At 44.6% G+C, this 25,519-nt stretch carries 25 protein-coding genes and 1 pseudogene; 10 read left to right on the plus strand and 16 right to left on the minus strand.

The genetic code is table 11. The features are described 5' to 3' along the window. Position 1: 1 nt before the first annotated feature. The 3 genes from BK026_RS13145 to nudC form a co-directional block, all read right to left on the minus strand. Positions 2–625, minus strand: coding sequence for a hypothetical protein (locus tag BK026_RS13145; protein WP_071816229.1), 624 nt, complete (start codon positions 623–625; stop codon positions 2–4). Between the two features lie 23 nt (positions 626–648). Next, positions 649–1,740, minus strand: a complete 1,092-nt coding sequence (hemE, locus tag BK026_RS13150) for a uroporphyrinogen decarboxylase (protein ID WP_071816230.1) — start codon at positions 1,738–1,740, stop codon at positions 649–651. Between the two features lie 253 nt (positions 1,741–1,993). Beyond that, the gene (nudC, locus tag BK026_RS13155; RefSeq protein WP_083575090.1) at positions 1,994–2,827 is read right to left on the minus strand and encodes an NAD(+) diphosphatase; all 834 of its coding nucleotides are present in this window, start codon (positions 2,825–2,827) and stop codon (positions 1,994–1,996) included. A 438-nt stretch (positions 2,828–3,265) separates the two neighbouring features. On the opposite strand from nudC, the gene BK026_RS13160 reads away from it, so the two are divergent. The 4 genes from BK026_RS13160 to BK026_RS13175 all read left to right on the plus strand — a co-directional run bounded on the left by BK026_RS13160 (position 3,266) and on the right by BK026_RS13175 (position 5,917). Continuing rightward, positions 3,266–3,739, plus strand: coding sequence for a transcriptional repressor (locus tag BK026_RS13160; RefSeq protein ID WP_071816231.1), 474 nt, complete (start codon positions 3,266–3,268; stop codon positions 3,737–3,739). After that, entirely contained in the window at positions 3,729–4,193 is a 465-nt protein-coding gene (locus tag BK026_RS13165) for a chemotaxis protein CheX (RefSeq protein ID WP_071816232.1), read from the plus strand. Before BK026_RS13160 ends, BK026_RS13165 begins: the two co-directional genes overlap by 11 nt. Next, on the plus strand, positions 4,183–4,620 hold the full coding sequence (locus tag BK026_RS13170; protein ID WP_083575091.1) for a secondary thiamine-phosphate synthase enzyme YjbQ: 438 nt from the start codon (positions 4,183–4,185) through the stop codon (positions 4,618–4,620). The genes BK026_RS13165 and BK026_RS13170 overlap by 11 nt, the downstream gene beginning before the upstream one ends. A 100-nt stretch (positions 4,621–4,720) precedes the next feature. Further along, a complete protein-coding gene (locus BK026_RS13175) occupies positions 4,721–5,917 on the plus strand; it encodes an OmpA family protein (RefSeq protein ID WP_071816233.1) in 1,197 nt (398 codons plus the stop codon). Positions 5,918–6,065: 148 nt separating this feature from the next. Here the strand turns inward: BK026_RS13175 and dnaB are convergent, their stop codons facing one another. The 5 genes from dnaB to BK026_RS13200 form a co-directional block, all read right to left on the minus strand. Then, positions 6,066–7,451 (minus strand): replicative DNA helicase, encoded by a 1,386-nt coding sequence (gene dnaB / locus BK026_RS13180; protein ID WP_071816234.1) that lies wholly within the window; start codon positions 7,449–7,451, stop codon positions 6,066–6,068. A gap of 114 nt (positions 7,452–7,565) precedes the next feature. Further along, positions 7,566–8,036, minus strand: coding sequence for a hypothetical protein (locus BK026_RS13185; RefSeq protein ID WP_071817649.1), 471 nt, complete (start codon positions 8,034–8,036; stop codon positions 7,566–7,568). 254 nt (positions 8,037–8,290) lie between these two features. Further along, a complete protein-coding gene (locus tag BK026_RS13190; protein ID WP_083575092.1) occupies positions 8,291–9,292 on the minus strand; it encodes a DUF4097 family beta strand repeat-containing protein in 1,002 nt (333 codons plus the stop codon). A 13-nt stretch (positions 9,293–9,305) separates the two neighbouring features. Beyond that, a complete protein-coding gene (locus tag BK026_RS13195; protein WP_071816235.1) occupies positions 9,306–9,818 on the minus strand; it encodes a hypothetical protein in 513 nt (170 codons plus the stop codon). Beyond that, on the minus strand, positions 9,811–10,386 hold the full coding sequence (locus BK026_RS13200; protein WP_071816236.1) for an RNA polymerase sigma factor: 576 nt from the start codon (positions 10,384–10,386) through the stop codon (positions 9,811–9,813). Before BK026_RS13200 ends, BK026_RS13195 begins: the two co-directional genes overlap by 8 nt. A 172-nt stretch (positions 10,387–10,558) precedes the next feature. On the opposite strand from BK026_RS13200, the gene BK026_RS13205 reads away from it, so the two are divergent. Continuing rightward, complete coding sequence (locus BK026_RS13205) at positions 10,559–11,209, plus strand: MOSC domain-containing protein (protein ID WP_071816237.1); 651 nt, start codon at positions 10,559–10,561, stop codon at positions 11,207–11,209. A gap of 21 nt (positions 11,210–11,230) precedes the next feature. Here BK026_RS13205 and BK026_RS13210 read toward each other — a convergent pair whose 3' ends face one another. Continuing rightward, a complete protein-coding gene (locus tag BK026_RS13210) occupies positions 11,231–12,355 on the minus strand; it encodes an MBL fold metallo-hydrolase (protein ID WP_083575167.1) in 1,125 nt (374 codons plus the stop codon). A gap of 260 nt (positions 12,356–12,615) precedes the next feature. Between BK026_RS13210 and BK026_RS13215 the strand changes: the two genes are divergently transcribed. Beyond that, a complete protein-coding gene (locus tag BK026_RS13215) occupies positions 12,616–13,305 on the plus strand; it encodes a response regulator transcription factor (RefSeq protein ID WP_071816238.1) in 690 nt (229 codons plus the stop codon). Further along, positions 13,302–14,708: a sensor histidine kinase gene (locus tag BK026_RS13220; RefSeq protein WP_071816239.1), complete on the plus strand. Its 1,407-nt coding sequence runs from the start codon at positions 13,302–13,304 to the stop codon at positions 14,706–14,708. Before BK026_RS13215 ends, BK026_RS13220 begins: the two co-directional genes overlap by 4 nt. Here BK026_RS13220 and BK026_RS13225 read toward each other — a convergent pair. From BK026_RS13225 to rpsF, 5 genes are all read right to left on the minus strand, one after another. After that, entirely contained in the window at positions 14,686–15,816 is a 1,131-nt protein-coding gene (locus BK026_RS13225; RefSeq protein WP_071816240.1) for a PepSY domain-containing protein, read from the minus strand. The genes BK026_RS13220 and BK026_RS13225 overlap by 23 nt on opposite strands. 13 nt (positions 15,817–15,829) lie before the next feature. Further along, the gene (locus BK026_RS13230) at positions 15,830–17,875 is read right to left on the minus strand and encodes a TonB-dependent receptor (protein WP_071817652.1); all 2,046 of its coding nucleotides are present in this window, start codon (positions 17,873–17,875) and stop codon (positions 15,830–15,832) included. A 261-nt stretch (positions 17,876–18,136) separates the two neighbouring features. Next, complete coding sequence (rplI, locus tag BK026_RS13240) at positions 18,137–18,589, minus strand: 50S ribosomal protein L9 (RefSeq protein ID WP_012519953.1); 453 nt, start codon at positions 18,587–18,589, stop codon at positions 18,137–18,139. Between the two features lie 26 nt (positions 18,590–18,615). Further along, positions 18,616–18,843 (minus strand): 30S ribosomal protein S18, encoded by a 228-nt coding sequence (gene rpsR, locus BK026_RS13245; RefSeq protein ID WP_012519954.1) that lies wholly within the window; start codon positions 18,841–18,843, stop codon positions 18,616–18,618. A gap of 11 nt (positions 18,844–18,854) precedes the next feature. After that, on the minus strand, positions 18,855–19,256 hold the full coding sequence (gene rpsF, locus BK026_RS13250) for a 30S ribosomal protein S6 (protein ID WP_014951120.1): 402 nt from the start codon (positions 19,254–19,256) through the stop codon (positions 18,855–18,857). A gap of 246 nt (positions 19,257–19,502) precedes the next feature. On the opposite strand from rpsF, the gene BK026_RS13255 reads away from it, so the two are divergent. The 3 genes and pseudogenes from BK026_RS13255 to BK026_RS19960 all read left to right on the plus strand — a co-directional run bounded on the left by BK026_RS13255 (position 19,503) and on the right by BK026_RS19960 (position 22,122). Then, on the plus strand, positions 19,503–19,790 hold the full coding sequence (locus BK026_RS13255) for a YebG family protein (protein ID WP_014951121.1): 288 nt from the start codon (positions 19,503–19,505) through the stop codon (positions 19,788–19,790). Between the two features lie 222 nt (positions 19,791–20,012). Next, positions 20,013–20,795, plus strand: a complete 783-nt coding sequence (locus BK026_RS13260) for an ABC transporter ATP-binding protein (protein ID WP_071816242.1) — start codon at positions 20,013–20,015, stop codon at positions 20,793–20,795. Beyond that, positions 20,795–22,122, plus strand: a pseudogene (locus BK026_RS19960) (ABC transporter permease). Before BK026_RS13260 ends, BK026_RS19960 begins: the two are co-directional and overlap by 1 nt. A 117-nt stretch (positions 22,123–22,239) precedes the next feature. Here the strand turns inward: BK026_RS19960 and BK026_RS13270 are convergent. After that, complete coding sequence (locus tag BK026_RS13270; RefSeq protein ID WP_071816243.1) at positions 22,240–23,823, minus strand: PAS domain-containing methyl-accepting chemotaxis protein; 1,584 nt, start codon at positions 23,821–23,823, stop codon at positions 22,240–22,242. 155 nt (positions 23,824–23,978) lie between these two features. Continuing rightward, the gene (locus BK026_RS13275; protein ID WP_071817653.1) at positions 23,979–25,484 is read right to left on the minus strand and encodes a sensor histidine kinase; all 1,506 of its coding nucleotides are present in this window, start codon (positions 25,482–25,484) and stop codon (positions 23,979–23,981) included. Between the last annotated feature and the right edge of the window lie 35 nt (positions 25,485–25,519).

A 25,519-nucleotide genomic window follows, 5' to 3' on the forward strand; every position in this document is an offset into this window, starting at 1 on the left:
ATTAACCTGTTGAAGCTAACTGATTGTTTAAATCGGTTTGGATGTTATTACGATAACGCACGCGGGCATTTGGCGAATGGGAAGCGGCGAAAGAAACGTTAAGTTTTAACCCCCGCTGTGCCACTTGAGTAGTGATAACAGGCGAGCCAAATTGCCACCAAGGCTCTTGCTCCAATGCTTCAATAACTCGCGATAGCTCAGTCTCAGAGCCGTCATATTCTCCGGTTATTTCGCAATGCCCGTTCTCACACTTTACGGAATCTAATACGAAGCGTTCGTTGTTGGGAGGCAGTGCAAAAAACGTATTGAGTGAGCCTTCAGTTTTCGTGTAGAAAACATCCGGTGCTATCATCTGCGTATTCTTAGCGGTGGGGGCAGAATCCATCTCCCCCTTATTCGCATTGCGAGAGTCTGAAGGCGTTGCGCTGGTTTCATTAGAAATGAGCTTGGCAGCGGGCTTAATAACTTTCAGTTCACTCGTTTCCGTGGCGCGAGAGCGCGCTAACACGTTAGTTAGTCGCTCTTTCTCTGCATTGGATTCACTGAGTTGGTGTTGATAGCCGGAAAATTTATACCCCGCTATCAATGCAAACGCTATCAGCAACAACACAAACCACGTTTTCATTCCACTTCCTTTATTGAAGTCGCTTACTTGTGATATTGCTTACTAAGTTCGTGTACCGCATTAACGAAAACACCGGCATTCTCAGGTGGTACGTCTAGGTGAATACCATGGCCTAAATTAAATACGTGACCGCTTCCTTCGCCGTAACCTTCTAAAATAGACGCCACTTCTTGCTCGATTCTTTGCGGCTGAGCATACAACATTGAAGGGTCCATGTTACCCTGAAGCGCTACCTTATCGCCAATGCGCGCACGCGCCTCTTTGATGTCGATAGTCCAATCTAAACCTACTGCGTCACAGCCTGTTGCCGCAATCGATTCAAGCCACATGCCCCCGTTTTTTGTAAACAAGGTAACAGGCACTTTTCTACCTTCGTTTTCGCGGGTCAGTCCATTTACGATGCGCTCCATGTATTGAAGCGAGAACGCTTTGTAGTCGCGAGGAGATAACACGCCGCCCCAGGTATCAAATACCATGACTGACTGCGCGCCCGCAGCGATTTGAGCATTTAAGTACTCGGTAACAGAATCAGCCAGTTTTGCTAGTAACGCATGAAGCGTTGCTGGCTCAGCAAAGGCCATTTTTTTAATTTTAGTAAAGGCTTTACTTGAACCACCTTCAACCATGTATGTCGCTAGCGTCCAAGGGCTTCCAGAAAAACCAATTAACGGCACTTCACCTTTAAGCTCACGGCGAATGGTACGGACGGCGTTCATTACGTACTGTAATTCGCCTTCTGGATCAGGAAGGCCAATTTTATCCACATCTGCTTTACACGTGATTGGATTTTTAAAGCGTGGGCCTTCACCTGTTTCAAAGTAAAGACCGAGGCCCATCGCATCTGGAATGGTCAAAATATCCGAAAAGAGAATTGCAGCGTCGAGAGGGAAACGACGTAAAGGTTGCAATGTAACTTCACACGCAAGCTCGGCGTTTTTGCACAGAGACATAAAGTCGCCAGCTTCTGCCCGCGTTGCCTTATATTCTGGAAGGTAACGCCCTGCTTGTCGCATCATCCATACAGGTGTGACATCAACCGGCTGCTTAAGTAACGCACGTAAATAACGATCGTTCTTCAACGCGGGCTTATCAACACTGGGGAAATTTTGCGACATATAACTCACCTAAATAACTGAAGACAATTAAGCGCTCAAGTATACCAGTATTCTTGAGCAAGGTGTGTTAAAACCTATGTAAAAAACAAGGCCTGTAAAAACTTGCGACGTAACCACAAAAATAAAAGATGAAACATACTCCCAATTTCTGCTTGCACTGCGTAAGCGGGTTTGCTATTACTAAATGTAGAAAAATAAAGAAGCCCTGAAAGGGACCGTGCAACCTATTGAGACCCTGCTTTCGCAGGGTTTTTTATTTGTCGGCGATTAGAGACAGTGTCTTTTCAATCAGCTTACCTGCTATCGATAATCGGGGCGGTATGTTCGGAAGACATTCTGCATCAAACCACTGAGCATCATCAATTTCATTTTCTTGGCATTTAATATCACCGCTATCATATTCCGCAATGAAGCCTATCATCAAAGAGTGCGGAAAAGGCCAAGGTTGACTGCCAAAATATTGTAAATTTTTCACCTTAACACCCACCTCTTCAAATACCTCTCGATGGACAGCTTGCTCTAGGTCTTCCCCACTCTCAACAAAACCAGCTAACGTCGAATACATGTTAGCCTCTTTGTGACGTACACCTCTCGCTAGCAGTATTTGTTTTCTGTTGTGAATTGAAACAATGATACACGGTGAAACTCGAGGGTAGCTTCGGTGTTGACATTGGTGACAGTGCACGGCCATTTCCCAGCTAACTAATTCGGTTTTCGCTCCACATTGGCCGCAAAATTGATGGGTACGGATAAAATGAACGTATTGCCACGCTCTCCCGAAAATAGAAAACGCAGCGCCTGGTTCACTGTAAAGCAACTGTCGTAAAGATGCTCTCTCCCAGCCAGGCTCGTCAAAGCGCTGTGAACCGAGATCAACGACAAAAACCGGCATCTCTTTATGTGCAGTCTCATTAAGCGGCGGTAATTGATGAATGCTGTCACTGTATGCAGCAAGAAAAGGAAAATCTGAGATCAAACCGATAGGAACTGTTTTATCCTGCTCTCGAACGAGAATTTTAGAACGGCTAAACACAACCCAAATTGCGCGTTTGGTTGCCATCTTTTCTTCGTGTAGTTTTATCATCATCTTGCATTACCCCTTATGCTTATTAGAGCGTATTGATCTCTGCTGTAAGAATCTAGTATGAGATAAACGCATTTTGATCAAGGCGCGCCACGTGTGGTTTAGTAATCTAGATAAATATGGCGGTACAGAGATCAACAATCGCTAAACATTAACACAAAATACTTGAACGCTAGAGCCCGAATATGGTGACCAAAATTTGTGTCGCAAGAACACAGTGTTATACTGAAGCTAACATCGCGTGAAGGGTCATTAACTGTTCAAGTAATGGCATTGAGAACGCGTTGAGTGAGTGGAACACCTAATGCCAACTTGATAAAAAGAGGGCGCTAGGTGCTAGCTCATATCAGAGATAAAAAATTACAGCGCACGCTCACGAAAACGTGATCCTAAAGTGACGCTTTATTATAACAATGAAAGTCGAGATTACGGTTGTCGTCCATGAATAAATCAACGCTGATCCATAAAGCACGAGCGTTTTGCGAACAACGAGGAGCCAGATTCACTCCTTTACGAGAAAAGGTATACGAAATTCTGGTTGCAAAGCACGGCCCGATGGGTGCTTATGAGTTGCTTGATGAACTAAAAGAAACTGAGTCCAGCGCCAAGCCAGCAACCGTGTATCGCGCATTAGATTTTCTTTTGGATTTCGGACTTATTCATCGCTTAGAATCCACCAACGCTTTTGTAGCTTGCTATCACTTCGGATGTAATCACCCGGTGCAATTTTTGATTTGCGATAGCTGTGGTGATGTTGTAGAGATACAGTCAGAGGGCTTACAGGAAACACTTCAAAACCAAGCTGAGCAGCACGGCTTTAAGGTTTTTAAGCAGACGATAGAAGCACATGGCTTATGTTCTGATTGTAAGCAATCAGAAAAAGCGTCTATGGAGGAGAAACAACATGAATGCTGATTTCGTTAACCCTTTCATCGCAGGTCTGTTAAACGTTATGGAAACCATGGCGCAAACAAAACTTACACCCGGCAAACCAAAGCGCAAGCAAAGCGATATAGCCAAAGGTGATGTATCTGGTCTTATTGGCATGGTTGGACCTGACGTAAGGGGCTCTATGTCAATAACGTTCGATGAAAATTTGGCGTTAACAATCATGGAAAGAATGGTGGGCGAGCGTCCAGAGAAATTAGACGCTGAAGTCGGCGATATGGTTGGGGAAGTTACCAACATGATATGTGGTAACGCAAAACGAGACCTTGCAGAACGCGGGTACGAGTTTGGAATGGCCACCCCTATTGTGGTATCAGGAAGGCAACATACCATAAGTCACCAAGTTGACGGTGCTAAAATTATCCTTCCTTTTATGTGCGACGAAGGGCTTGCTCATTTGGAAATTTGTTTTGACAAATAATATATGGCAGTCTGAAAAAATTACACTCGAGCGTTTCCCAAGGGGCTTCCATCTCATCACTCAACGGATTGAATCGTCGCTGCCATCGATAAAAAGGGTTGAAGTTGGGTTATTGCACCTTTTTCTTCAACACACGAGTGCAAGTCTTACAATCAATGAAAATGCTGACCCTACGGTGCGTCAAGACTTAGAAGCATATTTCAACCATAGTGTAAAAGAAGAGCTTTCTTTTTTCAGGCATACTTATGAAGGTAAAGATGATATGCCTGCTCATATAAAATCGAGTATACTAGGGTGTCAGCTTACGATTCCTGTCCAACAAGGCAAGCTTATGCTAGGAACATGGCAAGGAATAATACTCGGCGAACACCGAGACAACGGTGGAAGACGAACAATAGTTGCCACATTACAAGGGATAGCAGCATAACCCACATTATAAATGGCACACATCGTGCTTACTAATTTTCTAAGCACGATACAAAATTATCAAAAATCGATAATCACTCAACGTTTAACAGGATGTGACTATGAAACAACATTTTAAAATGGCAGCGCTGTCTCTTGCAGTACTATCATCAACACACGCATTTGCTCAAGAATCAGAAGAACCGGCATACAAAAGCTGGGGTGCTGTTTCTGGCATGTATTACAACACGGACGAATCTCGCCCAAATGACCTAACCGGCAACAGAGTTACTGATGACGGTCAAGGCATGACATTCGAATACGGTTTTAGATTCACGCAAAGCTGGGCGGCGCGTATCGAATTTACCGCTTTAGATTTAGATTACACTGACTCTAGTGATGACAGTGGTGAAATGACTGGCGTTGACGCTATGTACTTTATGCCAGATGACGCTTGGTTCCTATTTGGTGGTATCAAGCGCCAGTCGGTTGGTGAGTCTACTACTCTTGGAAACATCGGTATTGGTAAACATTGGAATGTAAGCGAATCGTACAAACTAGTTACCGAAATTGCTGCATATCATGACTTCGGTGAAAGCTATAATGATTATAGCGTTAAACTTGGTCTGGCTATTCCGTTTGGAAAATCAACGCCATCTGCTCCGAAAGACAGTGACAACGATGGTGTTGTAGACAGCAAAGATCAGTGCCCTATGACGCCTGCTGGTGTTCGCGTGGACGCAACAGGTTGTAGCATTGATGACGACAACGATGGCGTATTGAACAGCGTTGACAAATGTCCAAACACACCTGCCGGCACAAAGGTAGATGCGACTGGATGTGCAATTAAAGATAGCGATAACGATGGCGTTGTAGACAGCAAAGACATGTGCCCTGATACACCTGCTGGTGTTAAAGTAGATGCTAAAGGCTGTACAGTGTTTGACGAAGAAACGGTAGAAATTACACTACGCGTTCTTTTCGATAACGAAAGTGCTGTAGTTAAAATGCCAAAAGATCCAGAAATCTCTGAATTCGCTGAGTTCATGAAGCAGTATCCTTCAACAACTGCGGTAATCGAAGGTCACACTTCTGCACCAGGTACAGAGGCATACAACATGGACCTTTCTAAGCGCCGCGCTGCTAACTTTAAAGAAGTTATGGTAGATATGTACGGTATTGATAGCGCTCGCCTAGATACTGTTGGCTACGGCGAAACTCAGCTTCTAGACGAAGGTAACAATGCTGAAGCTCACCGTATTAACCGTCGCATTTCAGTGACAGTTAAAGATACAGTGAAAGTAGCTGAAGAAAAATAATTCATTCGATATGAATTGAGAAAAGGCGCCGGAAGGCGCCTTTTTTATGTCTATCGATTTTTATTAATGAGCGCAATATTGAAACCGCTACCTCTCATTTATCTGTAAAAGCTAGCGAGCTTATTAGCAAGTTAGCCACAGGAAAACATTAATACTCGTCGGCAATGGCTGGCCCCGCGTAGTTATCAAAGCGTGAAAATTGACCCTGGAATGTTAATCGGCAAGTGCCTATTGGCCCGTTACGCTGTTTACCGATAATGATTTCTGCAATACCCTTGTATTCACTGTTTTCGTGATATACCTCGTCGCGGTAGATGAACATGATAAGGTCGGCGTCCTGCTCGATTGAGCCAGATTCACGAAGGTCAGAGTTTACCGGTCGTTTATCGGCACGCTGCTCTAGCGTACGGTTTAGCTGCGACAGTGCAACTACTGGCACTTCAAGTTCTTTCGCCAACGCCTTTAATGAACGAGAAATTTCCGCAATTTCTAACGTACGATTATCACTTAATGAAGGCACACGCATTAATTGAAGGTAGTCCACCATAATAAGGCTTATTCCACCTCGCTCTCGCGCTAGCTTGCGGGCTCGGCTTCGCACATCCATAGGAGTAAGGCCTGACGAATCGTCAACGAAAAGACTGTCTTTATCTTTCAGCATGGCCATTGTATTAGATATGCGCGCCCAGTCTTCATCGTCTAGCTGAGCGGTACGAATTTTCGTTTGATCAACCCGGCTTAATGATGCCAACATACGCATCATGATTTGTTCTGAAGGCATTTCAAGACTGAAAACCAATACCGGTTTATCTTCTGCCATCATGGCGTTTTCAATCAAGTTCATGGCGAAGGTCGTTTTACCCATCGATGGACGCGCCGCCACAATGATGAGGTCCGACGGCTGCATACCACTGGTCATTTTATCTAAATCGGTAAAGCCAGTTGTGACACCCGTTACTTCTTTATTAGTTTTCACCAACTCTTCTAGGCGGTCGATGGTCTTGCCGAGAATAGACTCGACATCACGGGGACCTTCATTTTCACCGGTTCTTCGCTCGGCGATTTCAAAGACTTTACTTTCCGCAAGATCAAGAATATCGGCACTGTCTCGGCCTTCAGGGTTGTAGCCTACTTCAGCAATTTCATGGGCTACGCCGATTAGCTCCCGTGTTATGGCCCGTTCGCTGATAATTTGCGCATAAGACACCACATTTGCAGAGCTTGGCGTGTTTTTAGCTAGCTCACCTAAATACGCAAAGCCGCCGGCATCTTCTAACTCATCGTGTTTTTCGAGTTCTTCTGAAACGGTAATTAGGTCAATAGGCTGACTGCTATTAAGCAAGCGGGTAATAGCACGATAGATAATTTGGTGAGAACGGTTGTAAAAGTCGTTATCAGTAACGAGTTCCGCGACTTTGTCCCAGCTTTCAGGGTCGATAAGCATGCTGCCTAAAACAGACTGCTCGGCCTCAATACTATGAGGTGGAACCTTCAATTTATCAACATTTTTATCGCTTTTAGACGCAGACGCCACAAGTCAAACCTATTCCAATGCAAAAAAGTCAGTTGGTTATTATGCGCTTTTAGCGCACATCTCTCAACAAAGTAAGCAGGTCTTTTATCGCGACAGTTCAAAAACACGGCGGAGCTAAAGGGTTTTCTCTAACTTTAAAAAAGTACCGTCTATCAAGGTATAAGTGCGGCCTTGTTCCTGAAAAATAAGGGTAGAACCAATGGTTTGATAATTATCTACACAAGACAAACTTACTTGAGTGATAGTATCGTCGCTGAAGCCTAGGGAAGCCGGATAGGCGTTAAAAGCAGCGTAAAAATCGTTATGACTGATGTCTTTTGTTGAATACTGTGGCGTTTCACATGATGTCTGATCGAGTTTAGCCGAGTCTGAAGCATACGTTACCGAGCGCCCCAAGAATTTTTCTGACTCTATAGAAGAGTGAGCTGAGACACCTACATTATAGGCCTTAGTTACAACCCAAGTACTTTCATAATAAGCGGGTTCCTGAACAGCACAGCCTAGCGTAAATGCGCATATTCCAAACGCACCGAGAATTAGACCATGAAATCGCCAAAACCTTTTGACGTGTCCAACAATACTCAATTTTACCTCCAATGAAAAAATAACGAACCATGTGATGACGTGGGTGAAGCGTTAAGGTTAGCTGCTTTGTTACTAAGAACTATAAAAAAGTACTTTTGTTACTTAGAAACGCTCAGCCACGCATTTTTAGCGACCAAACAAAAAAAGCTGCAATTACTCGCAGCTTTTCAACAATAACCACATATCTAATTAATAAATGTGGACTAAATTCATTTTTTCAACCTAAAGTATCAATTGCGTTGTCTATAGCTTATTCACTTTTGGTCTATTTCAATTCGCCCATGTACCGTAGAGATGTCTACATTTGCCGCGCCACCGTTGTGGATAAAGCGCAGCCAGCTACCCGGACCATACTTTGGCTTTTGAGACTTGTCATCACTGAGATTGTTTACAATATTGCCACCAGCATGCGTCTCAATATCGAATTGTGCCGATAAGCCATCTTGAAAAACAAATTCCATCGCACCGCCTACAGAATTCGCTTTTACGCTACCGTTCTTATTAAGACCTAAACTTGCATAAGTCCTTCCATTGACCGTATTTATTTGCAGTGCGTCCACCGCTTGAAGTGATGCATCAATTCGGCCATTCACTGTTTCTATAGATACATCAGGGCTATCAGAGGTGATGTCAAGTTTACCGTTCACAGAGGCAAAGCTCACTGACGTGTTTCCTGAGTGTGACGCTTCAATTTCGCCATTCACTGTTTCCGCTTCTAAACGGCCTCTCACATTCTCAAGCACGATATCGCCATTGACCGAGTCAACTTCAACCCGCTCACCTATGTTTTTAAGGGTTACGTCGCCGTTTACAACCTCTATGTCTACGGCTTTTGTTATACCTTCTGCAATAAGGTCTGCATTGACGGCGGTGTAATGAAGGTCGCTTGCCGAAGGTATATAGATTACAAGGTCGTCGCCATCTTTTTCTTTATTGAACCAGCTTTTTGAATGGCGCTCCACTTCAACGTGTATCACCACAACATCTCCGCGTCGTTCAAAGATAAACTCCTCGGTTTGATCGCCAAGTTCACCGGTAACACGAACCTGAGCCTTGTCCCATACTCGAATATCAGCTTTTCCGTTAATGTGCTCAACATCGACCTTCGGCGAAGACGATGTGTCGATGGTCTTATCTACTTTTTCACCTGCATATGCTGCAGTTGCGACACTGAGCAGCGCTGTAGTGAAGAGCACCTTAGCCACAACAGGCGTTTTAAACGTGTGCAACAATGCGTTTTTCGTATTCATAGTCATCTTTAAACCCTTTTTATATATGCTGCCACTTTGGCGCGTGCACTCGCTCAATTAAGGCAATTTGCTGTTGATATACGTGATGCAGCATTTTGATTAATGCTGAGTTGTCTGGATCGTCCTTTAATGCCGCTTTAATAACATCTGCAGCATCGTCCAATTCTTTTAATTGCTCTTGCCAATCTTCCGTTAGCGCTGTTGTACTTTCATAACTAGCAAGAAGACTATTCACTTGTTGTTGCTGCTGCATACTCATTGCGTCAATCAGGGCATAGCCATCGCGTCGACTTTCATCAGCTTTAAACGCAAAAGAAGCAGCGAACCACAATAAAGAAACTAAACAAGCGCTTGCGGCGATTGCCATCCACTGTTTTGATGAGACCGCAGATGATAAAGCGTCATCTTGTGAAGCGTCGTCTTGCTGCGATGTGATGCCGAGTTCAATACCTCGCCACAAATCTCGTTCTGGCTGCTTCTCTTTCGATATCTCACAAATATGCTGAGCAAGCTTGTCGTCAAAATTACTCATCATCGACTCCCATAAAACCTCTCAATAAGTGCTTAGCACGAAAAAACTGTGCTTTGCTAGAGCCCACTGCCATGTTCAACATGTTGGCAATGTCTTCGTGTCTGTAACCTTCAAGTGCATGGAGTACAAAAACCATTCTGGCTCGCTCGGGTAGGCGAATGACTAATGCTTCTAAATCCACATTGGCGCAGTTTTCTTCAGCCGGCATCTCGTTAATACCGCTGCTTTCCAAATTGAGCATTCGCTGTACCCAGCCTTTCTGCTTGCGCATATAGGAAATGGTAATGTTTGCTGTAACGCTGTGTAACCACGTAGAAAATTGGCTTTGCCCATCAAAATTACCAAGCTTTTTCCATAGCTGAATAAAGACTTCTTGTGACGCATCTTCTGCCAGCCCCTTTTCACCTGTAAGCCGGTAACAAAGGGCGTAGACTCGCCCAATATGTTCTTCGTAAAGGGACCGAAACGCCTGCTTATCGCCCTTTTTCGCTTTAGATATCAGCGCGCTTTCGCTTTGATTACCAAACACCACATTGGCGTGTACAACACGTTGTTGTGTGTGTTCCATTAATTTCTCTTTGTTATTTGTGGAAAATACCAATCCGTATAGATAATTGCCCACTCAGAAGATGCAGGTAATTATCTATGCGGACTGGTATAAGCACTTGTTAGTGTTATAAGGTTAGTCGTACCCTATAGTAGAAAGGTTTAAATGCACAAAAATAATTTTTGGAGATGCCATGTCTACCTCATTTTCTGTTAACGCTCTGTTTGCTGGAAAGCCTCAGCCGCTAGGCCCTCGTGGGGCACCAAGCAGTATTGTTAAAGCCCCCGTCGACGCGTTAACGGTACATATGGACAGAACCGATGAAGACGAACAGGCCAACAAACGCCTTCACGGTGGACCGGAGAAAGTGCTGCATCAGTTCAACCCGACCAACTATCTGACATTAAGAAAGCATTTTCCTGAAGGCGAATTTTCGCTGGGCAGCATTGGCGAAAACATCAGTGTAGAGGGCATGGACGATGCTACCGTTTATATCGGCGATATATGGAAGTTCGGCGAGGTAGAACTGCAAGTAAGTGCACCCCGTGCCCCTTGCAATAAAATCTCGCAACGCTTCGAAATTCCCAATTTAGACAGATTTGTTGGTGAACGAGGTATCACTGGCTGGTATTACCGGGTTATTAAAACCGGAACCATCAATGTTGGCGACGAAGTAACACTGCTGCACCGTGAGGAAGATACCGTTAATGTTCACACCCTAATGCAATGCGTCCATACCAAAGCCGACAAAGCCCTGGCCCAAAAGCTAGCGAAACTTGAACCGCTTGATGATGAATGGCGGGGAAAATGCCAAAAAATTGCAGATAAGATTGCGGATAAATAGGCCATTTATCCCTAGCTTAAATTAAAAAGACGCTCGCTCACCTTCATTCAAAATAACCCAAGGCATTGCAGGGTTTAGCTGCTGCTTCATTTTCATCAGTCGAAATAGCGCAGAATGTGACGTCTTGTCACCCATCATCCAGCTGGCATTTCCATAGCCCCAAGGCACTACGGCTTTACAGCCTAGGTCTTGGGCGGCAACAATGGCATCTTCTGGCGTTGTATGTACCTTGCGATACCATTTAGGCGAGGTTTCGCTAAAATAAGACGCTATAGGTAACAGGCAAACATCTATTTCACCAAAGCGCGCTTTAATATCCTTGAAGTGCGGTGAATATCCCGTATCCCCCGCAAAGAACAATGTTTTGCCTTCACTCTCAAATACCCAACCACCCCACAGTGTCGCATTGTCGTCCTCGTACAAATACGGCACCCAAATTCGGTTACTGAAATGGTGGGCAGGCACGAAGTGAATAGAGGTTTTGCCTACGTTTTTGCTGGTATACCACGCCATCTCGTTAATGGTGTAGCCTCTATTAGGGAAGTGCTCTGCGAAACCTAACGGAACAAGATATTCGGGCTTTGTGCCTAATTCGGCTATATCGGCTTTATTGAAATGATCATAGTGAATATGGGAATAAACCACAGCATCGGTTTGTGCGAGTTTGTCTCCACCTACTTTAGCGGGTTCGTTGCGGTTAAACCCCTCTGCCAATCGAAAAGCCCAGTTAACAGGCCAATCAAACTGACCAAACACGGGGTCGATAAGTATTTGCTCACCACTTGCGGTGTTAAGTATAAAACTTGCGTGCCCTAACCAGGTGACATTAAAGCCGGTGTGCGAGTTCACTGTCGGGTTGTTGCCAACAAACTGACAATTCTGCATGTCGCTTTCGCACTCAATGTCAGTAGATGCCGGATAACAATCATTAGTACAGGTAACAGGGTATGCTTTAAAACCGCCGTAGATATTGCGGAATCTGTCCTCGAAGCCAGGTTCATTAGAGTATTTAATTACCGCCTCGTCACTGTCTACTTGGGTAACCTTATTAGTCGTAGCACACCCTGTCACAACTAGTGAAACCGTAGCCATAATTGGCGTTAAAAACGTCCACTGTTTTGATAGTTTCTTTAAACAACTTGTCATTTTTAATATCTCGTCCTTGTAATTCCAGTCTTGCAGATAAACATGAATTTTGTGTCTATGTTCGTCGCTTTTATCAAAGGCGTTTTTGGAACAGCTCACGTTAGTACGCAACAAGAAGATGAGCATCATTGTAAGGCGAGAAAGTATTCGCTTAACAGTAAATTTGTAACAAGATGAAAGTGAGAGAAGAACAAGAACGACAAGTTGCAAATGATAATGATTATTAATAATATAAAATGAAATTTATTTCCAAAATCGTTATGTGTAAACCCCGAATACTCATCATTGAAGATGACGCGACGTTAAGTGAACAAATTACACAGCTGCTACAGGCTCGAGGGTTTGTTACTCGCCACGAGAGCGATGGCCATGCGGGTTTACACGCTGCGCTTGAAGAAGACTTTGACCTAATACTGCTCGACATACGCATTCCTTCGCTGAATGGCCTTTCATTACTACATCAACTCAGACAAATAAAGCAAACTCCTGTCATGATGATCACCGCGTCAGGTGCCGAACAAGAAAGGATTGAAGGCTATCGCAAGGGCGCTGATGACTACTTACCCAAGCCCTTTAATTTCACTGAAATGATGCTTCGCATCAACGCACTGCTGCGACGCAGCAAAACACTAAACGACTCAGGCGCGCAAAAGTCGGAAATCATTGTTGATGTGCTTTATTTAAATCGCATTCAGCAAGTTACCAAATACCACTCTAGATTACTCGAATTCACACCAATACAATTTAAGCTTCTTTGGATGTTAGTAGATAACAAAGGGGAAACGTTGAGCAAAGCATTTCTTTATCACAGCGTGCTTAACAAACCCTTTTCGAGGTACGACCGAAGCTTAGATATGCACCTGTCTAGAGTACGCAAAAAGCTCGTTGAGACTGGCATGCCCCCTGAACGCCTTGCCACTGTCCACGGTCAAGGATATCGCTTTTCGTGAAAAATAAACTGCTATGGCGACTGTGCGCATTTATTGCCGTTGGTACTGTTCTGTTATTTTGGGCCATCGCGTGGCTTACCAATCATACCGAGACCAGCATGAGTTTTATCGATAAAGCTCATCAAGAAACCCTTTATTCCTATGGGCAAGAAGCGGAGAAAATCTACCTGGAAGATGGAGAACAAGCGTTAGCTGCTTTTTTAAAAGAAGTGAGAACCAAGGAGGACACGTGGCTTGCCGTAGTTAACTCCCAAATGACCACATTCGCTGACACCCAAATGTTAGATGAGTTTGTTGACCGATTTCAAATAGGCCGCAGCCCCGAATGGAAAATACATTTGTACTTTTCTGAAAACCCTGTGATGGAAGTCCCGTTCGTCGATGACAACACGCACTTTTTAATTCAACTTCCACAGCGTATGCGTCCAGGTTCGTTATTGCTAGCCACGCGCTTAACGCTTCAAATTGCATTGCCGTTGGTAATATTGAGCCTATTAAGTTTTATGCTGTATCGACACCTAATGACGCCACTAAAGCAATTAGAAAATGCCACAAAAGATTTCGCAAATGGCAATTTAGAAGCCCGTGCAATGGCTGCAATGCCCAAGCGAAATGACGAGCTTACTGGGCTTGCCCAAACGTTCGACAAGATGGCACAAAGAACCAGCAGTCTCATTTATAATCAAAGAAGTTTGCTTGCTGATCTCTCTCACGAGCTTCGCACGCCTCTTGCTCGCATTGATATGGCGATAGACTTTGTAGAGCAAGATATTAATCGTGAACAAGCGCTTTCACGCCTGCGTTATGAAGCCAACACGATGAGAGAGCTTGTAGAAGATACCCTAACCTTTGCATGGCTAAATACAGAATCACCACAATTGAACAGCGATGACTTTGATTTGGTGGAACTTATCAATGTTATTTGTGAAGATGCGCGCTTTGAATACCCTGATAGAACCTTGTATGTCGACACACCTGAATGCGCGAATATTGAAAAGAGCAGCCAGCTTGCTTTGGGGCAGGCGCTGGAAAATATTATTCGCAATGCCCTTCGCCATACCCCTGAGCAAAGCAAGGTGAGTTTAACGCTTATCAGCGATAACAATAACTATGTTATTACTGTTACAGACGAGGGCACAGGCGTTCCTGAATCAATGCTAGACGCCATATTCGAACCTTTTTTCAGGGTAGACAAGGCACGTGCGGCCAAAAACTATGTACATGCCGCAAAGCGCTCTGGCTTTGGTCTTGGGCTTGCACTGGCAAAGCGTCAGATTGCCGCTATCGGCGGCGACATATCAGCAAAAAATGGCGCGCATAATGATACTCATACAACAAAACAGGCAGGGCTAATGATTACCATTATCCTGCCTAAGTTTTCTAACGCTGCTTGCGCAAATTGAGAAGTCTCTTCACACCAAGTAATGTACCAGTATAAACCAAGATACAGCAAAGCAAGCTAACCAGCCCTGCAATAGTCTGTCCTACAAAGCCGAAATATTCTCCCGTATGTAAAAAACGAGAAGTCCCCCAAGCCTGACTCCCTTTAGGCCAATCTTTTTTGTGCAGTACTCTAGCAATATCACCACTTGTTGTGTCGAAGTACAGTGAATACGCGAGCTCTTGTCGGTGCCCTATACTTTTATCGATATAAAATCGTGCGACCCCTTCCAATTTTCCAATTTCCATCCACATCGAATACCAATTCTGATAGCCATTCTCATTAGCATGTTGCTGAGCTTGGTTAAATAACGTGTGATAGCTAACAACATCGGCATCTAGCGTTTCAGGCATTGCTTTTTTCTCGCGAGCAGGTACTTGTTCACCGTACACCCCATAGAGCGCTTTGTTAGCCCATTCAAAATAAAACAGCGTTGCAGTTAGCCCAATCACAAGTAAAAATGGCAGCGACCATATGCCAAAAACAAAATGCCAATGTCTGCGGCGGTGTTGTTTACTCGTGTACTTTTGCCTTAACCACATTTGCTGCTTTAAGGACTTTTTCGATATGTGTTTTGGCAACCAAATGATGACACCCGACAACAGCAAAAAAATGAAAATAAGATTGCTGTAAGCCGTTATGGTTTTGCCAATTAATTTATAATCCCCTTCCATTAACAGGTATCGATGAAGGTCAGTTATGACATGAAATGCCTCTTCAACAAGCCCTTCACCCTCTCGTAATACCTCACCAGTATAGGGGTGAATAAGATAGCTATGTTCGCCGGCCCATGCCGGAATTGCCGTTCCCTCGCTATTGACCCATCGAACAAAAATATGCGCTTCGTCAGGGTGCATTTCACGAAGTATTGAAACAACATGATCGGTTGAGATAGCCGACTTTTCGATATCAATCGTTTGTGCATATGCCATTTCACTCAGTTCTTTAAACTGGCGTTCATAAGTCAGCAACACGCCAGTAAAAGCCATAATAAAAACAACAACGCTAGCTAGCAGTCCGGCGAAGAGATGGGTCCAAAAGACCCATCGTTTAAATGAAGAAAATATCATCTGAAAAGACCACTTAGAAATCGAAGGTCACTGACAAACGAATATCTCTCCCAGCTTCTTGCGGACCAACAACGCTTGGGAATACTTCGCTGTAGTCACCCACACTTGAATGGTCGATATACGCTTCATCAAACAAGTTCGTTACCGCCAGATTTAAGCGAAGGTCGTTTGTGACTTCCCACTCGCCATAAATATCCACTAGGGTATAGTCTGCTTTGTTAAGTGAATAAAGCGAGGCGGTCCAACCGTTTTCCACGGCCTGATGTAGCGTATCTATGTTGATGTCGTCAACCATAGTGATGTTAAAGCCAACGCTAATGTCTGCAGTAACGGTGTAATCTGCACCTAGTACCCACGTATCACCGCGACTGTTGCCTAAGCCAACAAACTCGTATCCGTTAATATCGATGCTGTTATAGGGTACGCTGTACAGACCTTCACGAGGCATCAATTCAACATCTACGCTTGAAAACCCAAAGTACACGTCAACAGAGTCCCAGCGATACGCAAGGTTAAACTCTACGCCAGATGATTCTAGGTCACCGATATTATTAAATACCGAGTTGCCTTGATAACCGCTAAATAGCACATCATCAATAGTAGATTCATAGGCGCTAAGGCGCGCATTAAGGTTATTCGCGCTGTATTCGATTGACGCTTCAATATTGGTGACAGTTTCAGGCACCACGTCACTGGCTACAACGGGAACGTCCTCACCATCATATAAATATTCGTCGAGCGTGAAGCCATCACCAATTTGCTTACCGCGCGCCGCTTCTGCGTAACCAAGACCAAGGGTCCAAGCTTCGGTAAGCTGATATTCAAGACCGACGTTAAAGCTAAGTTCATTGTCGTCGAGTCCAGATGGCTCATCGGTAACGGGTGTGCCGTAATAGTCATCGATCAAGATTTGTTGCTGAAAATCAAAGTCGTCATAACGAACACCGTAGCTCAACAACAACTCTGGTGTGATATTGCTATGAGCTTGCGCGTAAATACCCATTACGCTGCCTTCTTCTGCGTTCTGCACAGGACCTACACCAGGGCCACTTTCTACCTCATCTTTACGGTAGTCGATTCCGTAGGTGAATACATGGTTTGAAATGTCGGTGGTGTTTCTAATATCAAAACCATAGGTATCGATATCAGACAAGAAATCGAAACGACCACCGCGGAACGATGATGAAGTTTGGTATGCAGTGGCCTCTAAGAAAACCAGTGCACTGTGGTCAAAACGGTAGTTTGCTACGTAAGTATCACGCTCTGCTTCACTTGGATAAAGCGGAGCACCTTCTAGTACTACCCAGTTAGGTCTTGCCGAAAACTCACCCTCTTCATCGCGCTGCTCTGCACTTATTGAAAGGTATTGATTATCAGCAATGTAACCACTGGCTTTAAGGAACATGAGATCTTGATCTGCGGCAGTACCCAGCACTTCGTTGCCGTCGCCGTCTTCAAAGTTATCTCTGTCAACCGTACTGTAATAACCTAGCAAACCCCATGAATCACTTAGCTTTCCATAAAGGCTGCCGCTATATCGGGTGCCTTCGTTTGAGAAATAACTCGCTTTTACTCGGCCACCAAATTGTTCGTCGCCTCTCAATAAATCTTGCGCATCTTTGGTTTTAAAGCGGATTGAACCACCAATAGCACCTGGACCACTGGTTGCTTCACCTGCTCCAGCCTGCACATCGATTTGCTTCAGAAGATCGGGATCTAGCGTTACGCGGCCAATGTGGTGAAATAGGGTTGAGGTTTGCTGCGCGCCATCTACGGTTACATTCAGGTAGGCATCTTCTAGTCCACGGATAAAGATTTTCTGTGCTACACCTACTGAACCGCCAACGCTGACCGACGGCGACTCTCTAAAAACGTCAGCTAAATCGTTTGCCTGGAACTGCTCAATATCCTCGGCAGTAATGCTTAAGTTAGTTGCTGCGCCTACCACAGCAACTCGCTCTATAGACTTGGCTTCTTCATTCTGGTCTTCTAGGGATTGCGCAAATAATACCGGACTGGATAGCGTGCATACTGCACTGACTAAAACTAACGTTTTCAAGGATGTCTCCATTTGATAATCAACAATTACAAATAAGAAACATTCTCATTAACTTTAGTCTAAATGGATAGCACTTTTACATTTGTTACAACTTTCTACCTAACTTACAAGAATACAGCGATAAAAGGGTATCGGTTTCTTGGCGTTTTAGTATTTGCAAAAGAAAATCCTGCGAAAGCAAAGCTACTTTCACAGGTTGACGAGAAATTATACGCAAAAAAAAGCCGCTCTAAGAGCGGCTTTTTTCAAATACGTCAGCGATTACGCTTCAGCAATGATGATCACTTTGATTGAAGTGATAACGTCAGAGTGAAGTTGTAAGTCGATGTCATACTCACCAGTCTCACGAAGAGTACCAGTAGGTAGTTTAACTTCTGCTTTTTGTACTTCAACGCCAGCTGCAGTGATTGCATCAGCGATGTCACGAGTACCAACAGAGCCAAATAGTTTACCTTCGTCACCAGCAGGCGCTGCGATTGTAACTTCAGCAAGCTCAGCAACTTTTTCAGCGCGTGCGTTAGCAGCAGCTAGTTGCTCAGCAATTTTCGCTTCAAGTTCAGCACGACGTGCTTCGAACTTTTCAACGTTGTCTTTAGTTGCAGGAACCGCTTTACCCTGTGGGAAAAGGAAGTTACGAGCGTAACCAGACTTAACAGTCACTTGGTCGCCCAGGCCGCCAAGGTTGGCGATTTTATCTAGTAGGATGATATTCATCTTAGCTAACCCTTATATTCGCCAAATTACTTGTGTGAATCAGTGTACGGAAGCAACGCAAGGAAACGTGCGCGCTTGATCGCAGAAGACAGCTGACGCTGATATTTTGCGCTTGTACCAGTAATACGGCTAGGGACAATTTTACCGCTCTCAGTGATGTAGTTCTTAAGAGTAGCGATATCTTTGTAATCAATCTCAGTCACACCTTCTGCAGTGAAACGGCAGAACTTACGACGTCTGAAAAAACGAGCCATGGGTAATCTCCTTAAGCGTTGTCTTCAGTGGTTTCAGTTTTCTTTTCCGCGCGATCTTGGCGAGGAGCAGAATCGTCACGACGCTCACGACGAGGCTCTTCTTTCATCATTGGAGAAGGCTCAGTCACAGCAGTCTTAGTGCGCATAACCATGTTACGTAGGATCACGTCGTTGAAACGGAAAGCATTTTCCAATTCATCAACAGCTTCTGCAGACGCTTCAGCATTGATTAGTACGTAGTGGGCTTTGTGCAGCTTTTCAATTGGGTAAGCCAGTTGACGACGGCCCCAATCTTCTAAACGATGAATCTGACCACCGTCTTGCTTTAGGATTGTGGTATAACGCTCGATCATACCAGGTACTTGTTCACTCTGATCAGGGTGAACCATAAATACGATTTCGTAATGACGCATTATAGCTCCTTACGGTTGTAGCCTCGACAGTACAGCCGACTGTATGGAGACAAGGAACGAATTGGGATGGCTGTAAGGGCGCGCATTATACGCAGCAGTTACTAATTGCACAAGCATTAATCACCTCTAGAACAATCATTTGTCTTTTGTAATAAACACCGAGCTAAAACATTTAATAAAATACTGTTTATTTATACAGTAAAATACTGTACAGTTTTTGTGTCTTTAATAAACAGGGGACCTACCATGGCCATTACCACACAGTATGTTGTTACGCACAAAGGGGTAGAAAAATTGGTAACTACCGACAAAAAAGAAGCCGATCAGTATGACAAAATGCTTGATGCAGCAGATAACCTTGCTGACTACATTCATGCGAAGGGGATCAAGCTAGACGATAGCGTAGTGGAAGAGCTCACTATTATGCTGTCTAAAAACAAAGATAAAATCAGCAAGATTTTTAAAGGCGCAACGGCTGAAAGCGTATTAGAAGATGAAAGCGCAGAAGTTGTAAAGCTACAAGCTAACGGCTGATAATTTAGGCGCGCCTCTCCTTTGCGTCGTTATGATGAGCAATTAATAAGAGCAATTGCCGCTTTAGGCTGATGAGATCTGATAGCATAGCTATACGCAAAAATGTTATTTGATAACATTACCTCAACGCGGCAATGTGTTTTCTCTGGTTTTCAACTGGGTGAACAGACGTGTCGCTTTTGCTAATGTGAACATAAGACGTAAATACAGGTCGGGCTTAGCGTGAATACCATCAATAAAAACAATAGCACTCACTTCCAGCGCAACGCAGTGATAAAAGAGCGCAACACAGCGATTGAAGTTAGCAATTTACAGTTTTCGTACACCAAAGAAAGCACGCCTATCATCGACATTAAAGCGTGGCAAGTTTCGCAAGGTGAGCACGTTTTTCTCTCAGGGCCTTCGGGTAGCGGGAAGAGCACATTGCTCAATTTGCTGTGCGGAACATTAACTCCAACTCAGGGCGACATCGCCTTATTAGCACAGCCGTTCTCCGCATTATCGAATCGACAGCGGGACAAGTTTAGAGCACGCAATATCGGCGTTGTTTTTCAACAGTTTAATCTTATTCCCTACCTTTCTGTGGCACAGAACATTAATGCGGCGGTGTATTTTGCAAGTACAAACGTCAGCAAGACAGCATCAGACGCAAAGCTTCGTCATTTACTGGACAAGCTACAGCTGCCTTCTCACGTGCTGCATGCGAAAGCTGACGCATTGAGTATTGGTCAGCAGCAGCGCGTTGCCATTGCCAGAGCACTGATTAACGACCCACAATTATTAATTGTCGATGAACCTACCTCTGCCCTAGATACCGATGCCAGAGATAGTTTTATGTCGCTGCTAAAAGACGTTGCAGGTGAAAGCACCATGATTTTTGTTAGTCACGATAAAGCCATGGAGAGTTATTTTGACCGCCACTGCAGCATCAGTGAATTAAGCCCTAGTACAAACCACATAAAAACGCTAGGCGATGAGGCCCCAAAAGCACAGGAGCGTGCGTAATGCTAAGTACCATTGCTATTGAAAGCTTAAAGCGCAGAAAAACCACGGCAATCCTCACACTGTTAAGTATTACCATCAGCATTAGTTTACTTTTGTGCGTGGACATTATTCGTACCCAAGTTAAAACCAGTTTTACGCGCACCGTTTCCGGTGTTGATCTTATTGTTGGCGCACCAAGTGGACAGCTTAATTTACTCCTGTCGTCAGTGTTTAATATAGGTGCGCCCACCAAAGGTATTGAATATAAAAGTATTGCTGCTCTTCAATCTAACAAGCAGGTATCGTGGCTTATCCCGCTATCTTTGGGTGATACCCACCGAGGTTTTAGGGTGGTAGGCACAACCAACAGCTTTTTCGACCACTTTAAATATGGTGACATGCAGTCACTTGAAATGACTTCGGGCTCAGCATTTACGCAGCCACTGTCTACCGTTGTTGGCGCGGACATTGCCCAATCATTGGGGTACAAAGTAGGGGATAAGATTATTATTTCCCATGGTTTGGGTAACGTATCGTTCAACAACCATGACGATCACCCTTTCACTGTCTCAGGTATTCTTAAGAAAACCGGTACGCCCGTAGATAAAGCGGTATACGTTACCCTTCAGGGACTCGAAGAAGCCCACACAGGGCCTAAACGTTCGCCCGCCTTAATGTTAGGCCGTAAATCTGCTGACAAGGCGAACGAGCATGAGCATGAGCATGAGCATGAGCATGAGCATGAGCCGAGCATACAAAAGAACATGCAGCTTACAATAGCGAAGCGTTTACGCCTGAGTCAGTATCTGTGGTGATGCTGGGGCTTAAACATCGAGTAACTGCACTGCAGCTTCAGTATCAAATTAATCAAAGTAAAAAAGAGCCGCTAATGGCTATTCTACCGGGCATGGCACTCGCAGAACTTTGGCAAATTATGGGAAATGTAGAATCGCTATTGCTTGGTCTTTCCGGTCTTATCGTCATCTGTGCGCTTATTGGGCTTGCCACTATGCTACTGGCCACGATGCGAGAACGTTACCAGGAAATTGCCGTTTTACGAACCATAGGCGCAGGGCCATTTACCTTACTGCTACTCATACAGATTGAAGCTATGCTGCTGACGATTGTGAGTGCCGCACTGAGTTTAGGCTTGGTAGCCGGGCTTATGAGCACACTTAAGCCATGGTTAAGCAGTACTTATGGCTTGTTTTTAAGCAGCCCGCTGTTTGGACAAAGTAGTGTTATTATCATTTTACTGATACTGGGGTCTACCTATTTGGTTTCGCTATTCCCCGCTGTGGCCGCCTACAGACGTGGCCTACACGCAGGACTAAACGCGAACTCATAAATACCCATGCCTACAGCGTTGTTTCGGGTTTTACAGCCTTCTATGTAGCCCCGCATCGGTGCGCCAATAGGCAATAGGTCTTTTAATGGAGTTAGCTTAAGAGAGCTGGAGAGAGTCTTACTCTCCTACTCGCTTATCTGTGCTGAAACGCAATATTAGCTCGTGAACCTGATTAACCGTTGCGCGCAAATCGTGACTTGCGGCAAGCGATGCTTCAGATGAACGCTGGGTTTCAGACGCGCCGTCAGCAACCTCTACTAACTGCTGGTTAATATGCTCTGCCACCGTGCTTTGTTCTTCCACAGCTGAAGACATCTCTACCGTGGCATCGGCGATACCTTTCACGGCATTGTTAATTTCAAACAATGCTCCTCGGGTTTCTTCTACTATCGCGCTGCCGTGCTCTGCTGAAGCTAGCCCTTCCGTCGATACCCTTACAGCTCGGTCAGAACGCTCTGCTAACTCATTAATAATGTTGTGGATTTTATCGGTCGATTCGCGAGTTTTCGAAGCTAAAGTACGGACCTCGTCGGCAACAACCGCAAAACCTCTTCCCTGCTCGCCCGCTCTTGCGGCCTCAATTGCAGCGTTAAGCGCTAGCAGGTTAGTTTGTTCAGCGATGGTTGAGATGATATTGGCCGCTTCGCCAATATCGCTGGTTGACTGAGCAAGCTCAGTCACGGTTGTCGATATTGACTCTACCGCCTCGCGCAACGCAACTATCGCCTGCATGGCCTGTTCAGCTTTTTGGTTGCCTGTTTCTACGTTAGCTGCTGCAGTTTTTGCGCTTTTGGCATTACCCTCAACTCGCTCAGCAACTTCTTGAATAGCCTGACTCATTTGCGTGACCGCAGACGCAATTTGCTGTGTAGCTTGATTTTGCTGCACAACCGCCGAACTGGTGCTTTCCGCTTGTTGATGTGTTGTGTGAGCTATTGACTCAAGGCCCGCTGATGCATCTTTAATTCGGGTTAACGCCGTGCGATTTCTGGCAAGTTCACACCCCAGTGCAAGTTTAGCTTGGCTTATATGAGGAGGGTCTGGAAAGTAGGTTTGGGCCACCGTTTCATTAGCATAGCTTTCTGGACTAAGAGAAAGCAGCGCACCCCAGTCTTTTCTTGTCTTGGCTTCCTGAGCAGTTACTAACACGGCCAATCCAATCAACGTGATACCAGCCGCTGCCCAACCATGGGTAAATGCGAGTACTAAAATAAGTAAGGCACCTATGAGCAATGTCGGCGCCATGTGCATTAAGTTTTGCGCCACTCGCGACATCGGTGATACCGCAGACTTTCCTTGCTGCATTCTGGCATATACATTCGATGCACGCTCAATCTCGTCTTTTAATGCTGGTACCCGAACAGACTCATACCCTGTGATAGTTTTGCCTTCATAGACGGGGGTAACAAACGCTGATACCCAATAGTGATCGCCGTTTTTTCTTCTATTCTTAACCAGCCCTAGCCAGCTTTGTCCAGACTCAAGCGTCCTCCACATCTCTTTAAAAACAGGCGCTGGCATATCAGGATGACGAATAAGGTTGTGGTTTTTACCAATTAACTCTTCACGAGTGAACCCGCTCGCTTCCACAAATTCACTGTTACAGTGTTGGATCACGCCACGCTTATCAGTTGAAGAGATGAGCCGGTGATGAGAGGGAAATTTATACTCTTTTTGCGTTACAGGCTGGTTATTTCTCATTTAATACTTTCTCCATTTGGCAAAGCACTCATCCATAAAACCAGACCGTCTTTGCTATCTTTTAAGACTAGAACAAAAACGCAAGCTGTCTAGCCTTCAAAAATAATTTGGGAAATATTAACTTTTATCAATGAGTTAGAAAAGAAATTTATACTTTAGGCTAAAGGTAAAACAACCTTTACTGTCGTCCCTTCTCCCTCGACGCTCCTAATATCTATACTGCCATTGTGCTCTTCCACTATTGTCAAAGAAATGGACATCCCCAGCCCCGTGCCTTCACCGGGTGGTTTAGTAGTAAAAAAAGGGGTGAATATCTTACCTAACGTTTCTTTCGACATACCTACGCCTTCGTCTTCAATTATTAGCGACACACTTTTTTCGCCTTCCATAATTTTAAGCGTAATTCCTTTTCCCTGAGGGGTTGCGTGAATTGCGTTGGTGAGAAAATTTACAAGAACCTGTTGTATTTGACCGGCATTCCCAATAAAAAAAGCATCTTTTTCAGGTACTGAAAATTGCACGGCATTGCGATACCGATGTAAATTATTCGTGAGTTTGATCGCGGTATTCATGGCCTCGATGGCACTAATTTCTACATGCTTACCCGACCCAGGATAAGAAAAACTTCTTAATGCTTTTACAATCTCGATGATCCGCTCAATACCTTCGTGAGATTCATCAAACATTTCCGCGATTTCTATGGCGCTGTCTTTAAGCGAAAATCGCTTCTCTAGCGCCTTAAAATGCGCTTCTAATTCGCCACCTGCTTGGCAACACAGGTTCTCTATTTCTTCGAGCGCTCGCTGATAATCACTGAAGATTTCTTTTGCCACAACGGTGTTACTTCGTACATAACCTATAGGATTGTTAATTTCATGAGCTATACCTGCAGCAAGCTGCCCTAACATCGCCATTTTATCTGCACTGACCAACTTTTCCTCGAGGGAATCGCGATCCTTTTTGACATTTCGAAGCTCTCGCTGCCTGCGATTCAGTTCAGTTTTCTTCCTTTGATACCTAGACGCTATATTTAGATAGTGTTTCGTAGTATCTAAAATATAAAGCATTTCCTCTTTTAGGTTGTCGTCTTTGGTGAGCAGCACAAGCCACGTGAATTCTTCCTTCGACATTTCATGCATAAAGTGTAGTAAACGCGATTCTTTTTCTGTACCAGGCGGTGTTACAGCACTAACACACCAGTGAGAATAGCTTTCGATCATATGTAGTGGCGTTTCAGCGCGGAGAAAGTCTGCAAGTATCGGGGAGTCTATCCAGCCCCCCTCTTGAAGTAGTACCCTACTATCGTTACCAACAATGACTTCACCATTTTTAACAGAGAAAGCTTTACCGCAAAACGCATCGCTGAACTCAACCGCAGATTCTAAAGCCGAAAATACATATCCTTCATTGGTGTTTGATAGGGTTAACTGGGAGGCTGTACGATTTAAATAGAGGAGTTCTCGCTCTCGTTGTTTCGAGTCTTTGAGTGCTTTTCGTAACGCCTGGTTAGCAAGGTAAGCATCCTGAGAATAGGTTTCTAAAAACGATTCTGCGTTTTTACGTGCAATTTTTTGACGTTTGAGCTGCCGCTCTAGCGAATTAACACGGGCTTCAAGTGCTCGAATGCGATCGTTTTCGGTGGAATACGACGTTTCACTCATCCCAAAGCCCTCCATTGTCCGTCCGCTTGTTACTA

This window comes from Alteromonas sp. V450 (genome assembly GCF_001885075.1).
GTDB lineage: Bacteria > Pseudomonadota > Gammaproteobacteria > Enterobacterales > Alteromonadaceae > Alteromonas.

What these genes read in the sequence shown, in the direction of transcription:
- rplI (WP_012519953.1), bottom strand. Translation starts at nt 18,589, where the DNA reads ATGAATATCATCCTACTAGATAAAATCGCCAACCTTGGCGGCCTGGGC.
- BK026_RS13225 (WP_071816240.1), bottom strand. Translation starts at nt 15,816, where the DNA reads ATGATATTTTCTTCATTTAAACGATGGGTCTTTTGGACCCATCTCTTC.
- BK026_RS13210 (WP_083575167.1), bottom strand. Translation starts at nt 12,355, where the DNA reads ATGACAAGTTGTTTAAAGAAACTATCAAAACAGTGGACGTTTTTAACG.
- BK026_RS13175 (WP_071816233.1), top strand. Translation starts at nt 4,721, where the DNA reads ATGAAACAACATTTTAAAATGGCAGCGCTGTCTCTTGCAGTACTATCA.
- BK026_RS13145 (WP_071816229.1), bottom strand. Translation starts at nt 625, where the DNA reads ATGAAAACGTGGTTTGTGTTGTTGCTGATAGCGTTTGCATTGATAGCG.
- hemE (WP_071816230.1), bottom strand. Translation starts at nt 1,740, where the DNA reads ATGTCGCAAAATTTCCCCAGTGTTGATAAGCCCGCGTTGAAGAACGAT.
- BK026_RS13270 (WP_071816243.1), bottom strand. Translation starts at nt 23,823, where the DNA reads ATGAGAAATAACCAGCCTGTAACGCAAAAAGAGTATAAATTTCCCTCT.
- rpsF (WP_014951120.1), bottom strand. Translation starts at nt 19,256, where the DNA reads ATGCGTCATTACGAAATCGTATTTATGGTTCACCCTGATCAGAGTGAA.
- BK026_RS13200 (WP_071816236.1), bottom strand. Translation starts at nt 10,386, where the DNA reads ATGGAACACACACAACAACGTGTTGTACACGCCAATGTGGTGTTTGGT.
- BK026_RS13205 (WP_071816237.1), top strand. Translation starts at nt 10,559, where the DNA reads ATGTCTACCTCATTTTCTGTTAACGCTCTGTTTGCTGGAAAGCCTCAG.
- BK026_RS13255 (WP_014951121.1), top strand. Translation starts at nt 19,503, where the DNA reads ATGGCCATTACCACACAGTATGTTGTTACGCACAAAGGGGTAGAAAAA.
- BK026_RS13160 (WP_071816231.1), top strand. Translation starts at nt 3,266, where the DNA reads ATGAATAAATCAACGCTGATCCATAAAGCACGAGCGTTTTGCGAACAA.
- BK026_RS13195 (WP_071816235.1), bottom strand. Translation starts at nt 9,818, where the DNA reads ATGAGTAATTTTGACGACAAGCTTGCTCAGCATATTTGTGAGATATCG.
- nudC (WP_083575090.1), bottom strand. Translation starts at nt 2,827, where the DNA reads ATGATGATAAAACTACACGAAGAAAAGATGGCAACCAAACGCGCAATT.
- BK026_RS13215 (WP_071816238.1), top strand. Translation starts at nt 12,616, where the DNA reads ATGTGTAAACCCCGAATACTCATCATTGAAGATGACGCGACGTTAAGT.
- BK026_RS13190 (WP_083575092.1), bottom strand. Translation starts at nt 9,292, where the DNA reads ATGACTATGAATACGAAAAACGCATTGTTGCACACGTTTAAAACGCCT.
- BK026_RS13165 (WP_071816232.1), top strand. Translation starts at nt 3,729, where the DNA reads ATGAATGCTGATTTCGTTAACCCTTTCATCGCAGGTCTGTTAAACGTT.
- BK026_RS13275 (WP_071817653.1), bottom strand. Translation starts at nt 25,484, where the DNA reads ATGAGTGAAACGTCGTATTCCACCGAAAACGATCGCATTCGAGCACTT.
- rpsR (WP_012519954.1), bottom strand. Translation starts at nt 18,843, where the DNA reads ATGGCTCGTTTTTTCAGACGTCGTAAGTTCTGCCGTTTCACTGCAGAA.